At 46.1% G+C, this 15,625-nt stretch carries 4 protein-coding genes; 2 read left to right on the top strand and 2 right to left on the bottom strand.

Annotated features, from left to right (window positions below):
- Nucleotides 1–3 precede the first annotated feature (3 nt).
- Nucleotides 4–11,772: a tandem-95 repeat protein gene (locus R7E38_RS22570; protein ID WP_318082118.1), complete on the top strand. Its 11,769-nt coding sequence runs from the start codon at nucleotides 4–6 to the stop codon at nucleotides 11,770–11,772.
- 87 nt (nucleotides 11,773–11,859) lie between these two features.
- Here R7E38_RS22570 and R7E38_RS22565 read toward each other — a convergent pair whose 3' ends face one another.
- Together R7E38_RS22565 and R7E38_RS22560 are read right to left on the bottom strand one after the other, a co-directional pair.
- Entirely contained in the window at nucleotides 11,860–12,474 is a 615-nt protein-coding gene (locus tag R7E38_RS22565) for an OmpA family protein (protein WP_318082117.1), read from the bottom strand.
- Nucleotides 12,475–12,476: 2 nt separating this feature from the next.
- Entirely contained in the window at nucleotides 12,477–13,790 is a 1,314-nt protein-coding gene (locus R7E38_RS22560; protein ID WP_021707835.1) for a TolC family outer membrane protein, read from the bottom strand.
- Between the two features lie 389 nt (nucleotides 13,791–14,179).
- Between R7E38_RS22560 and R7E38_RS22555 the strand changes: the two genes are divergently transcribed.
- Nucleotides 14,180–15,625 (top strand): Calx-beta domain-containing protein (locus tag R7E38_RS22555; protein WP_318082115.1); only part of this gene is annotated, 1,446 nt, incomplete at its 3' end.

Genomic DNA, 15,625 nt, shown 5'->3' with positions numbered 1-15,625 from the left:
ACCTTGGCGGAAGATTTCACCCCATACAGCATCGATCTGAATACCGCTTTCAGCGATGTAGATAACGTCGATGGCGAGTTAACGTTTAGCGTCTCTGGTAACAGCAACATTCAAGTGGCGATCGTCAATGGCATTGCTACGTTCACTCCAACCGCAGACTGGAACGGCTCAGAAACCCTAACCTTTACCGCCACCGATCCAAGCAGCGAAAGCGTTAGCCAAACTGTGAACTTCACAGTGGCGCCTGTGGCAGATATTGAATCTGACCGCGCGACGGTTGTGGAAGACACACCAACCATCATTAAGGTTTTAGGTAACGACACGTTCGAAGGCGACGACAAAGTGGTGTCGCTGGATACCAATAACGGTCCAGCCAACGGCACGGTCTCGGTCAACCCGGACGGCAGCGTCACTTACACGCCAAACGACAACTACCACGGTACAGACAGCTTTACCTACATCGTCACCTCCGGTGGGGTATCGGAGTCCACCACGGTGAACGTCGATGTGACGCCAGTCAACGATGCGCCAGTGGCGACCAATGACAATGCCGTTACTGACGAAGATACACCAGTGACGATTGATGTTCTGCCAAACGATACTGACATCGATGGTGATACATTACGTATTGACTCGGCATCTGTGCCGAGTGACCAAGGGACAGTCGAGATCGTTGACGGCAAACTGGTCTTCACACCGGCTGAGAACTTCCATGGTGACGCTGAAATCACTTACACCGTTACCGATGGCTCGCTGACTGACCAAGCGACGGTCAACGTCACCGTGAATGCGGTGAACGACACGCCTGTGGTTGAAAGCAACCTCGCAGACCAAACCTTGGCGGAAGACTTTACGCCATACAGCATCGATCTAAATACCGCTTTCAGCGATGTAGATAACGTCGATGGCGATCTGACCTTCAGCGTCTCTGGTAACAGCAACATTCAAGTGGCGATCGTCAACGGTATTGCTACGTTCACTCCAACCGCAGACTGGAATGGCTCAGAAACCCTAACGTTTACCGCCACCGATCCAAGCAGCGAAAGCGTTAGCCAAACGGTGAACTTCACGGTAGCCCCTGTGGCGGACATCGTGGCAGACAACGCGACGGTTGTGGAAGACACGCCGACCATCATCAAGGTCTTAGGTAACGACACGTTCGAAGGCGAAGACAAAGTGGTGTCGCTCGATACCAATAACGGTCCAGCGAACGGCACGGTCTCGGTCAACCCGGATGGCAGCGTCACTTACACGCCAAACGACAACTTCCACGGTACAGACAGCTTCACGTACATCGTTACCTCCGGTGGGGTATCGGAATTCACCACGGTGAACGTCGATGTGACGCCAGTGAATGACGCGCCAGTGGCAAACGATGATACCGCTGTCACTGACGAAGACACGCCAGTGACGATTGATGTCCTGCCAAACGATACTGACATCGATGGTGATGCATTACGTATTGACTCGGCATCTGTGCCGAGTGAGCAAGGGACAGTTGAAATTGTTGATGGAAAACTGGTGTTCACACCGGCCGAGGACTTCCATGGTGATGCTGAAATCACTTACACCGTGACCGATGGTGCACTGACCGACCAAGCGAAGGTGGCCGTTACCGTTAACCCAGTAAACGATGCGCCAACCATCAAGGTCGATGCTGTAGAAAGTATCACTGAAGACGCGGTGAGTACCGATACGGTAGTGGCAACATTGGAAGTCGCTGATACAGATACGCCAGAAGAGCAATTAACCGTTTCTTTAGAAAACAACTCAAACGGCTACTTTGCGCTAGTTGGCGATGAAGTCAAACTGACTCAAGCGGGTGTTGACGCGGTTAACAACGACGAACTCAACCTTAAAGACCTAACGATCAGCGCATCAGTATCGGATGGTGTTAATCCAACGGTTAGCGACAGTGATAGTTTGATTGTGAATCGCGTTAACGATGCACCAACAGTCGATAATGTGATTTCAGATCAAGTGTTAGCAGAAGATTTTACGATCTACACGATTGATTTAAACGACGCATTTAAAGACAGCGACTCCGCACTGAACTTCTCAGTGTCCGGCAACAGCAACGTGTTGGTGTCGATTGAAAATGGCATTGCGACCATTAGCCCAACGGCAGACTGGAACGGCTCAGAAGCATTGACGTTTACGGCGACCGATCCAAGCGGCGAAAGCGTTAGCCAAACGGTGAACTTCACGGTTGCGCCTGTGGCGGACATCGTGGCAGACAACGCGACGGTTGTGGAAGACACGCCAACCATCATCAAGGTCTTAGATAACGACACGTTCGAAGGCGACGACAAAGTGGTGTCGCTGGATACCAATAACGGTCCAGCCAACGGCACGGTCTCTGTCAACCCGGACGGCAGCGTGACCTACACGCCGAACGACAACTACCACGGTACAGACAGCTTCACGTACATCGTTACGTCGGGTGGGGTCAGTGAGTCCACCACGGTGAACGTCGATGTCACACCAGTCAATGACGCGCCAGTGGCAAAAGATGATACAGCTGTTACTGACGAAGACACGCCAGTGACAATTGATGTTCTGCCAAACGACACCGACATTGATGGCGATACGTTAAGCATTGATTCGGCGTCTGTGCCGAGTGACCAAGGTAAAGTCGAAATTATTGATGGAAAACTGGTCTTCACACCGGCTGAGAACTTCCATGGCGATGCTGAAATCACTTACACCGTGACCGATGGTGCACTGACTGACCAAGCGACGGTCAATGTCACCGTAAATGCCGTAAACGACACGCCTGTGGTTGAAAGCAGCATTGCAGACCAAACCTTGGCGGAAGACTTTACGCCATACAGCATCGATCTGAATACCGCTTTCAGCGATGTGGATAACGTGGATGGCGAGTTAACGTTTAGCGTCTCTGGTAATAGCAACATTCAAGTGGCGATCGTCAATGGTATTGCTACGTTCACTCCAACCGCAGACTGGAACGGCTCAGAAGCGTTGACGTTTACGGCCACCGATCCAAGCGGCGAAAGCGTTAGCCAAACGGTGAACTTTACGGTTACCCCTGTAGCGGACATCGTGGCAGACAACGCGACAGTTGTGGAAGACACGCCAACCATCATTAAGGTCTTAGGTAACGATACGTTTGAAGGCGACGACAAAGTGGTGTCGCTGGATACCAACAACGGCCCAGCCAACGGCACGGTCTCGGTCAACCCGGATGGCAGCGTGACCTACACGCCGAACGATAACTACCATGGTACAGACAGCTTCACGTACATCGTCACGTCGGGTGGGGTCAGTGAGTCCACCACGGTGAACGTCGATGTCACACCAGTGAATGATGCGCCAGTGGCGACCAATGACACGGCGATTACTGATGAAGACACGCCAGTGACGATTGATGTCTTGCCAAACGATACTGACATCGATGGTGATACGTTAAGCATTGATTCGGCGTCTGTGCCGAGTGAGCAAGGGACAGTCGAGATTGTTGACGGCAAATTGGTCTTCACACCAGCTGAGAACTTCAATGGTGATGCCGAAATCACTTACACCGTCACCGATGGTTCACTGACCGACCAAGCGACGGTCAACGTCACCGTAAATGCGGTGAACGACGCGCCTGTGGTTGAAAGCAGCATTGCAGACCAAACCTTGGCAGAAGACTTTACGCCATACAGCATCGATCTAAATACCGCTTTCAGCGATGTGGATAACGTAGATGGCGAGCTGAGCTTCAGTGTCTCTGGCAACAGCAACATTCAAGTGGCAATCGTCAATGGCATTGCTACGTTCACTCCAACCGCAGACTGGAACGGCTCAGAAGCGCTGACCTTTACTGCTACCGATCCAAGCGGCGAGAGTGTCAGCCAAACGGTGAACTTCACGGTTGCGCCAGTGGCGGACATCGTGGCAGACAACGCGACGGTCGTGGAAGACACGCCGACCATCATTAAGGTTTTAGGTAACGACACGTTTGAAGGCGACGACAAAGTGGTGTCGCTAGATACCAATAACGGTCCAGCCAACGGCACGGTCTCGGTCAACCCGGACGGCAGCGTCACTTACACGCCAAACGACAACTTCCACGGTACAGACAGCTTCACCTACATCGTCACCTCCGGTGGGGTATCGGAATTCACCACGGTGAACGTCGATGTGACGCCAGTGAATGACGCGCCAGTGGCAAAAGATGATACCGCTGTCACTGACGAAGACACGCCAGTGATGATTGATGTCCTGCCAAACGATACTGATATTGATGGTGATACGCTGTCTATCCAATCGGCTTCCGTACCTGAAACACAAGGCACAGTTGAGATCGTTGATGGCAAACTGGTCTTCACACCGGCTGAGAACTTCCATGGTGACGCTGAAATTACTTACACGATTACTGATGGTGCACTGACTGACCAAGCAACGGTCAACGTCACCGTGAATGCGGTGAACGACACGCCTGTGGTTGAAAGCAACATTGCAGACCAAACCTTGGCGGAAGATTTTACGCCATACAGCATCGATCTGAATACGGCCTTCAGTGATGTGGATAACGCCGATGGTGAGTTAACGTTTAGCGTTTCTGGCAACAGTAATGTCAATGTCTCAATAGAAAATGGCATCGCGACCATTAGCCCAACGGCAGACTGGAACGGCTCAGAAACCCTAACCTTTACCGCCACCGATCCAAGCGGCGAGAGCGTTAGCCAAACGGTGAACTTCATAGTAACGCCAGTGGCGGATATCGTGGCAGATAAAGCGACGGTTGTGGAAGACACACCAACCATCATCAAGGTTTTAGGTAACGACACGTTCGAAGGCGACGACAAAGTGGTGTCGCTCGATAGCAATAACGGTCCAGCCAACGGCACGGTCTCGGTCAACCCGGACGGCAGCGTCACTTACACGCCAAACGACAACTACCACGGGACAGACAGCTTTACCTACATCGTTACGTCCGGTGGCGTCAGTGAGTCCACCACGGTGAACGTCGATGTGACGCCAGTCAATGACAAGCCTGACAGTGAGGACTTTACGCATGTGACTGACAAGCCTGTGACGCAAGTTGTATTTGATACTGATACGAAACCTTTAGGTGATGGCGACTCTCAAGATCATATCGCGGATGTTGAAGACGACTTAAAAGGCAACGATCTACATGTCCGAATTACTGAACTGCCAACCTCAGGTACGTTGTTCTTTAAAGATAGTGATGGTGAGTTGCACGAAATTAAAGAAGTAAGCGATACGCTTTATGACAAACACAGCCTTTACTATGAAGCTGATAATGTTGGCTTCTTATTAGGTATCAAAGATCGTCCAAATACGCCTAATGGCTCGGAATCTACAACAGATTTCAATAACTGGGGATTAAGTGAGGATGGTGGTTCATCACATTCCCGTACTGAGCATTTAGCAAATGGAGCTTCTATCACCATTTCTTCTGATAGCGGTGAGCTTGCGCAGTACAACCGCCAGGTGTCACACATCGGCAATGGTATCGCTGACAATGATGGGCAGGGTATTGAGAAAGGTGAAACGATTACGATCGATTTGTCTAATAATCCTGTGGGCAGCGTAAACCTTGGCTTAGATGGATTAGGTGGATTGTTTGATTACGGTGATGACAACGCAGCACTTATTACGGTTACATACTTAGATTCAAATAATGTCCAACAGACTCAAACGTTCGAGTTTTTGAAGCTTGAAGGCAACTTCATGCTATTCCAAGAAACAAGCGTTGGTTATGGGAAAGATCTAGCTCTTCCTGAAGGTTCGGTCATTACTCAGTTAGATTTTTCTACGAAAAATGAAGGGAACTGGGAGTTACGTTATGTAGAAGGTGTACCTGCCGAAGACAGCTTTGGATATGTGGCAGTCGACTCTGAAAATGGCGTTAGCGATCCATCTACAGTCAATATCGTTAATGAAATGCTAGATGGTAATATTGCTGAAAATGGGCCAAGCCTGTCTGTGGTCGGTGATAGCGTGACTGAGGGTGACAATGTCACGTTCTCGGTTGTTCTAAATGAAACCACCAGCACTGCCGTTAAGTACCAAGTTGATATGCTTGCTCAAGGTTCTTCAGTTGATAAGAATGACGTAAATCTATCAAATGCAACCTATACAAATGGTGTTGTTTTCTTAGGTGGTTACTTGATTGTTCCTGCAGGTATAAGTAGCTTCGAAATATCGATTCCGACTATTGATGACTTGGTTGTGGAAAGCAGCGAAACGATCGTTCTTGAGATCGGCGGTGAAACGGGGACGGCAACAGTTCTTGATAATGACAGTACAAAACTTAGCGTAGTAGATGCCGGCGATGTCATTGAAGGAACTGACGCAATATTTACCGTTTTACTCTCTAACCCTGTTCAAGAGGCCGTTGTCGTCAATCTGAAGTCAACAACAAATGATAGCTATACTGCGGAAGATGTTGATTTAGGCACTATGGTAGTGACCTATGTGGATACTCATGGTCAAACTCAAACATTAGATATGGCGCCTAATGGAGACGTTACCATACCTCCAGGTGTCGCTGAAATTAAAGTCGCAGTCCCGACCAAACTAGATAATGTCCATGAAGGTGATGAGAGCTTTGGTCTGACGGTTACGGAAATCGGTAGTGTCACCAGTAATGGTATTGCAACTGGTAACGCAAATATTGTGGATTCTGATCCTGCACCTTTAGTTAGTATTAGTGCCGATCAAAACAGCGTAAATGAAGGTGAAACGGCAGGCTTTACGCTGACACTTGATAAAGTTGCAGATGAGAGTGTTACGGTTCATGTCGAATATAGTGGCGTGGCCCAAGATGGAAAAGATTTTGTTGGCGTTCTGAGTGTTGAAGTTCCTGCGGGTCAATCTTCAGCTGCTCTTGACTTACTGACGGTCACCGATGGTATTTATGAGGGCGCAGAATCTTTCACAGTAACCATTAAAGAGGTTGATGGCGCTGATGCGAGCATTGCTTCAAATAACAGCGCAAGTGTTGTGATCGTTGATGCCCAAAGTGCACCGAAAGTGACTATTAGCTCAGATCAATCCTCAGTTGATGAAGGTAGTGATGCAAAATTTATCGTCAACATTGACCAAAAAGCAGATGAAGATGTACTGGTAACATTCACAATCGGAGGGAATGTTGATGACAAAGATTATATTGCTCCAAGTACGTACACAGTCACGATTCCAGCGGGTAAAACGTCGGCGCCGATTGATATAAAAACTCTCGATGATGGTATTTACGAAGATCTTGAAAACCTAACCGTGACTCTAATTGATACGGTTGGTGCAGATTCGACGCTTGCAAGTGACTCGAATGAAGCAACAGTCTCTATTATAGATGCTCAGCACGCTCCAGAGTTTATTTCTGGCGGCGATAGTGCTGGTGACAAACCAAATGATGATGTTTACGACTTCGGGTCAGTTAACGAAAACACGGTGAGTGGGGCCGTTATCGGCACGGTCGTTGCTGAAGATCACGATAATGACGTGCTTGTATACCGCTTTGCAGATGGCTCGAGCACTAATGGTATTTTTGATATCGACCCGACAAGTGGAGAGATTTCATTGAACAAGACAATCGATGATGTTGACTTGGGCGATTATACGCTTCAGGTTGAGGTTATCGATGGAACTGGCGGGATTGATACTGCCGAGGTAAATGTTTCTCTGGTAAATGTGAATGATGCTCCTGAATCTTCGCCTTCAGTGGTTGAGATGAATGAAGATACTCAAGTGATGCTTGATTGGTCATCATTCGGTATTAGCGATGTGGACTCTGATGTATCAGATCTATCCGTCCAAATTACAACGCTTCCTAGCGATGGCTCATTAGAGTACAGAGATTCGCAAGGCGATTGGCAGTCTGTACAAATCGATCAAGTCCTCGATAAATCGCTTTTTGAGGAAAACGGTGTTCGTTTTGTACCTGAATTAAATGAATCAGGCAGTGACATCTTCGGCGGAAATCAAGTCGGAGATCAGGAATCTAGTTACGCTCAAATTGGTTTTAAACCGACAGATGGGCAGAGCTCTGGTCAAGAGTCGACACTGACAATAGACGTGAACCCTGTAGCTGACAAACCGAACTTAATTGCAGTGACGCCATTAAACTCATTGCCTCAACAAGAGTTTAACGTTACGACATGGAGTAATGTTCAAGTTGGTTCTAGTGATGGTATGGGGGTCAATGGAGAGACTCTAATCTCAGCGATCAACGCTCTTAATGAAGCCGATGGTACTCGATTGAGTTGGGCAAATGTGGAAGATTTAGGGACTCATGCAACCTTGGCAAATGAGGCCGTTCTAGTCACATCTCTTGTTTATCTCGAAGCTGGCTCGAGTTACGACTTTGTCGGTCAAGCCGATGATAGCCTTGCAATCAAGTTGGGTGGTACGTTACTTGATCAAGCTCGTTGGGGGAGCGACAGTGGTGATATTAAGGGAGCTAGCTTTACCCCTTCGGTATCTGGCTTTTATCCAATTGAAATTTATCACCATAACCAAAGTGGTCCGGGTAACTTTAATGTGGATGTATCCATTAATGGACAAGCGCCTGTCAACCTGAGCAATAGTAGTCTTTACGTAGTTAGTGATGAAAGTGCACTAGAAGCAACTGATATCAGAACGTCTGAACTACAAGAAGTTAATGGTGTTGCGTTTTACGAAACATACCAGCTGAACGAAGGGTTACAAGATACAGCGATACCGCTCTCTGAAATTAAAGCAAGCTTAAATGATACAGATGGCTCTGAATCACTTAAAGTCACGCTAACTGGCTTACCTGTAGGTGCGATCCTTTCAGATGGAAATAGTTCTATTACTGTCGCAACTATTGATGAAGAACTGGACGTGACAAGTTGGGCATTAGATGCACTTACTGTGACTCCACCTGCGGGCTCCCATGATGACTTCACTATCAATTTGACTGCAACGAGTACAGAAAGCTCGAATGGTGATTCAGCAGAATCTAACTTGGCGATCAATGTTGTAGTACATGAGAACTTACCGACGGAAACGGAAAGTGATTTGGGCGAAACCATAGAAGACAATACTCTACAAGGGAATGTATTGCTTAATGACTCTGACGGCGACAATATTCTGATGGTAGATCATCTTACTATCGATGGTGCTGATTACGAGGTAGGCGAAAGTGTTTCTTTGACTAGTGGTACGTTACTAGTAAACCGAGATGGTAGTTACATATTTGAACCTGCTGAGCATTGGTCAGGTGACGTTCCATTAATTAGCTATACCACAAATACTGGCGTAACAAATACACTTGATATCAATGTTGTTGCTATCGCAGATGCACCTACGATCACGATCAATGTTGGCGACTTAGTTAAACGAGATGCTATTGATCCAAACCATCACTTAGCTACATCGGCAATAAATAATACCAATACCGAAAATGAGGCTGTCGCAGCCAACCTTGGGTTGGATAATGCAGTACCTAAAATTAATACACACGCTGGTGTTGTGTTGGGAGTCAATACTGACTTAAGTGACACCGACAGCTTGTTTGTTGGGACAGATTTCAACGATGTATTCTATGGTGGCGGTGGCGATGACGTATTTGTTGGCGGTGGTAACAATGATACGTTTTATGGTGATGACGCGACCAGTCTTACTCTGCATGATGGTAAAGATACAGTCTACTTAACAGGGAACTTTGATGACTACAAAATGACCTTCAAAGACGATCATGGAGGTAAAGTTCCATATTGGATTTTATTAGATAGTCGTTCTATCGATTCGGTAAACGATCATACAGGTAGTGATGACCGAGGTGATCATTTATATGAAATTGAACGCGTTGTTTTTGCAGACAAAATTGTTGATTTGAAACCTGATGGCACTTATGAAGTGCTTCAAGATCGCTGGATTTCGGTCGATGTGGATGTTGATCTAGTTGATGTCGATGGAAGTGAGGATTTAGCGCAGACTGCTCTTGTACAAGATCTACCAGACGATGTTGACGTGTATGTTGATGGGGTCGCAATTAAGCAAGATTCAAATGGAGATTACCCTGTCACTCTTGGTACAGATGGTAAGCTTTCCATGGATATCAGAGTGCCATTCGATTATGAAGGCAGCTTAGAGTTCCCGCTAAGCGTTACTGCTACGTCTGTTGAAGGATCAAATAATGACGCAGCTTCAACAACTGAATCCGTTGAGCTTACAGCTCGTGACTATGTGTTGGAGTCGGGATCACATGGGAATGATCAGATAACGGGTAGTGATGATCACGATATTATTGTTGGTGATGTTCAAGGATTGGAGATCATTGCAGGTCAGGACTACAACATCGCATTTGTTCTGGACACTTCATGGAGCATGGGTAACTGGGTAGGAACTGCGAAGCAAGAAGTGCTAGATGTGTTTGATGAGCTGTTAAGTGCGGTAAATCAAGGAGAGAAGCCAGGGACAGTGAATATTCACCTTAGTGAATTTGCTTCAAGTGCATCAGCGGTGATTTCTGTTGACTTGAGTTCTCTTACAGCAAGAAAAGAGTTTGTAGAAGAGTTGAATCGTGTAATTGATGATGAGGGTTCTGGCGGCACAAACTATGAGGCGGGCTTACAGTCGGCCGTTGAATGGTTCAGCAGTCAACCTAACCCTAATGGCCAAAATATCACGTACTTTGTTACGGATGGTCAACCAAATAGAGCAACATACCTCGATGGTGTAGCACCGAGTGAATTCTCGAAAGTGATTTTGGACGTCGATAATTCTGGCAAGCTTGTTACCCTGCAAGATATTGCGAGTAAAAACAATTACTCATACGGACAAACCGTTACCTACAAAGGTGATGTCGTTATAGATAGTTACGGTAAGGTTTATTCACCGCTAACAGGAAGAATCCTTGGCGATATCGACAGATATTATGGCTCTATCCGTTATTACGATGAAGTGAATAGCTCGACACAAGCTCAACACATGTATCAAGTACTAGCGGCATTTTCCTCTATAGAAGCGATAGGTCTTGGGAGTGGCGTTGATGAACATACACTCAAGCAGTATGACACTGATGGTGTGGTAGAGTCAGATATTGATGTTACTAAGCTTGCTGAAACGATATTGGGTCAAGATGTACCTCTCAAACAAGGTTCAGACACTATTCAAGGAGGTGAAGGTAACGATATCTTGTTAGGTGACTTAATTGAGTTTGGTGGTAATGAACAAGGCTTAAGTGCGATTCAATCACATGTGGCGCAGCAAACGGGTCAGGATGTGTCTACCGTTGACGGCGAAGATATACATGAGTACGTTAGAAATAACTTGGAAGAATTCAACCAAACTCACCAAGGAGATAAATCGGATAATTTATATGGCGGCGCTGGTGATGACTTACTATTTGGTCACGGTGGCAACGACATACTCGTTGGCGGTGAAGGGGATGATATTCTGATTGGTGGTTTAGGTAGTGATACTTTAACAGGGTCAGAAGGGGCCGACATCTTTAAGTGGAGTGAAGTCACTAACGATGTTGATACTGTCACTGACTTCAATAAAAATGAAGACGCTCTAGACTTCTCAGATCTGTTTGACGACTTATCTAAAGATGAAATTGGAGAGCTTCTTAATGATCTTCAATCAGGTGATCATACTGGTGATGTCGGAGAGTATCATGTAGAAGTGGCACCAGACGGGGGATCTGAGGCAAACCTGAGTATTACAAAAGGGAGTTCGACATTGGACATCCATTTTGACGGTGCAAGTGTTGATGATGTGACTCAAAGCTTAATTGCGAGTTTAGAAGCTCAGTACAAAGATATGTAGTAGCGCTAAACTGTAGTCAAATTTAAAATCAAAAAAGGTCTAGCAATTTGCTAGACCTTTTATTTTTACGGTCTGTTTATTGTTGTGCTAGCTTTTTGGAAGTGTTGTGAAAACGGTCCATTCTTTCTTCACTTCACCCTTGTGGCCAATCACTGTTGCGGTTACTCGACGGTTCAATGCGTGACTAACTTGGTCTGTACCTTGTGTCGCAAGTACTGTGTCTCCATAGCCGACAATGGTAACTCTATCTCCACTAATGCCGTTCTTCATGAGCTCTTTTCTAACGTTTTCAGCGCGGCGCTTAGATAAGTCAAGATTATGTTCTGCAGTACCAGTGCGACTAGCATAACCTTGAATCTCTATAGACGTGTTCGGGTACTCTTTCAAAAAGTCGGATAGTTCAAGAATTTGTTGCGTAAAGATAGGGTTGATCACATCGGAATCGTTCGCAAATAGTACTCGAATTTGCATTTCTTGTGAGGAGTCAACGTACGAACCACAACCGTCGTTGTCTATTTCGGCACCCAAAGGTGTACCCGGGCACAAATCTCGCTCGTTAATGACTCCGTCAGAGTCATCATCTATATGATCAGCCCACTGATCGGCAATTGGGGTATCTATGTAATCATGTTCATCACCACGATCTGATGAACTGCATGCGGAGAGCATTAATGAGAGTGTAATAAAAGCTATGTGTTTCATAATTAATACTCCACTTCTTCTAGCCATTCTTTAGGCATTTCAACCCTTAATGCACTCAACAGTTGCCCAGTTGCGTTCATCACTCGATATTTGGCGTACTGCTCTGCGTATTTAGAATCTAAGTAGTCTTTACGCGCCTCAAAGAGCTCGTTTTCAGTGTTCAATAGATCAAGCAGTGTTCGTTTACCGATGCGATATTGCTTCTCGTAAGCAATTACGGTCTCAGACGCAGAGTCTACATGATCTGATAGAAACTCTTTTTGTTGTAATGTTAAATCAAGCGCACTCCAAGAAAGCCTTAATCCTTCTTCAACATTGCGATAGGCACCTTCACGCAAGTCTTTTGCTTTATTTAGCTGGTAGGCAAAGTTTTCTGAGTTCGCTGCATCACTGCCACCATTGAATAGGTTGTAGCGTAGACGCAGCATGGCAAGTGTCTCATCACTTCGACCTTTTAAACCATCAGCGTCGTCACGCCATGTTTGCGAAGCTTCAATTGAAATGGTTGGGTAATTAACACCTTTAGACTGTTTGTATTGAAACTTAGCCGAGTCTACGTCTGCGAGCGCCACTTGAATAACGGGATGAAGTTCAAATGCCAAGCCTACCGCTTCATCAACCGTGTACGGGATAAAGTTTTGGTCCGCTCTCGGAAAGATTAACCCTTGTGGTGTTTGACCGACTAAACGAGTGAACATCGTGTGAGAGTCATACAGGTTATTTTGAGCAGCAGCTAAGTTTCCGTGTGCTTTTGCCAAACGTGCTTCTACCTGCGTCAAGTCAGCAGTAGAGCCGATACCCGAGTTGACTCGTTTTTTAATGTCATCGTAAATATCTTTATGAACAGCAAGGTTGTTTTCTGAAAGCTTTAGGACTTCATACGCTTTAACAGCGTCCAAGTACACTTTAGTCACTTCAAGTGCCTTATCTGAAGCATCTGCTAAGAGTTGAAATCTAACAGATTCAGCATCAGCTGCGGTTCGATCAATATCATTTAACGTAGCGCTACCATCCCATATTAGTTGGGTCAGTGTCACTGAAGCTTCCTTTCGAGTGTAATCCGTGTCTCCTCGACCAACTTCATCTGACGGGTCTAATCCTTCATATCCAATTCCAGCATCTAGATCAACAGAGGGGAGGTAAGCACCTGATGAAGCTTCATTTATGTACTTCTGGCTCATAAACTCGTTAAATGCACTTTTAATATCGGGGTTATTTTGTAGCGTCTGTGCAACCGCTTGCTCTAGAGTTTGACCGAAAACTGGTGAAGACACTATTAAGCAACAGCAGGCTATATGTACTCGATTCCATCTCACGTTAGTTCTCCTAAAATCATGTCGCTCTTATTCTGTTTCATATTTGAGACGAGAAGTTACAAACAATGAATTTTCTTAGTGCGTATTATCAACTTGTTGATGTTTAAATGTTTAATTCAATAAAAAACAACAATCTTACTCTCTAAACTCTAGCATACGAGGCAAAGCTTGCTTGGTAAGTGGTCGATTTTTTCGTAGAAAACCTTTTTATCTTAAGAGCATAGCGGAAACTGGTTTAAATGAAGGCAAATTCTTCGGTTATTTTCCTTATTACTCTCAAAAAACTAAATCCTCTTGGAATAAAACGAAAAATTCATATTTTGTCTAAACTATAGACGTGTTTAGTGCAGTAACAAGCCTTTAATTAAACTAATACAAGGATGAAGAGCATGGATCGAGTAGCGTTAAGTTCATTGATGAGCAATGTCGTGGTTATAGGGCTTGATGGGAACCTGAGAAGTCTTGAAAGTGGTCAGCTACCTCAGCCTGGTGAATTAATTATTGAGGAAGTTTCTGATACATCAGAATTAATTGTACAACAGGTAACACCGCAAGGTAGTTCAATTAACGTTACTGATGATGTCACTGCGCTAATCGAGGCTATCGCTAGTGGAGAAGACCCGGCTGCTCTTGGTGAGGATTTTGAGCCAGCTGCTGGTGAGGAAAGTGGTTCTAGCCCCCAAAATACTGGTGCAATAGATCGTACTGGCGCTGAATTGTTGGCTAGTACGAATTTTGAGACCGTCGGTATTGATGGAATCGGACTATCTACAACTCAAGCACTATCTTTGTTGGATCTTTTCAGAGTAATTAATGGCCCTGTACCACCGACTATATTAGTTCAAGAAATATCTAGTCCGACTATCAACGAAGGTGACCAAGTTGTATTCGATATTACTCTAAGTCAAACAACTGAAGACAATACTGATGTCATTCTTTCTCTCCTTGATGGAACCGCAACAGGCGGCTCAGCTGACGATAACGGGAGTGACTACGTCAATGAGCGTGTCCTCATAACATTTTCTGATGGTACAACAGAAGAAGTTTCAGTCGGTGAAAGCGGAACCTTTACCATTTCGATCCCACCGGGTGAAAGTGGCTTTACGGTCTCTATAGACTCTATTGACGACTCTATATTTGAAGGCCCAGAAACGTTTACGCTCTCTGGCACGACAGAAGAACAAAGCACACCTGTTACTGGGACTGCCACTATTTTAGATGATGGTAGTGGACCTGGCTCAAATCCTGATGATGATCGCCCAGCGGTAACGATGAGTGATGCAGGTACGGTTAATGAGGGTGACACAGCGAACTTCAAAGTGACGCTGTCGAATGCCTCCGAGTCCGCTGTTCAAGTCGAGCTAGGCCTGAACTTAGGCGATACCGAAGTCGGTGACTTAGGTACCTTAGAATACAACACGGGAAGCGGTTGGGTGACAGTGCCAAACGATGGCGTAGTCACGGTGCCAGCAGGGCAAACTGAGTTTGATGTGCGCATCGCTTCCATTGATGATGCGGTGTACGAAGGCCCAGAAGATTTCAGTGTCACGGTAACCGGCATTGGCGCAGTACAAGGCAGCGATACGGGGACGGCAACGATAGTGGATGACGGCAGTGGCCCGGGTCCCGATCCGGATGATGACCGTCCAAGCGTGACTATTTCAGACGCTGGCACCATCAATGAGGGTGAGACAGCGAACTTCAAAGTGACGCTGTCGAATGCCTCCGAGTCCACTGTTCAAGTCGAGCTAGGCCTGAACTTAGGTGACACCGAAGTTGGAGACTTAGGCACCTTAGAATACAACACAGGCTCCGGTTGGGTTGCAGTGCCAAAT

This window comes from Vibrio sp. Vb2131 (assembly GCF_033338535.1).
In the GTDB taxonomy this organism is placed as follows: domain Bacteria; phylum Pseudomonadota; class Gammaproteobacteria; order Enterobacterales; family Vibrionaceae; genus Vibrio; species Vibrio alginolyticus.
This window is presented reverse-complemented; position numbering and strand designations above follow the sequence as displayed.

Coding starts and splice junctions, on each gene's coding strand:
- R7E38_RS22565 (WP_318082117.1), bottom strand. CDS start 12,474: ATGAAACACATAGCTTTTATTACACTCTCATTAATGCTCTCCGCATGC.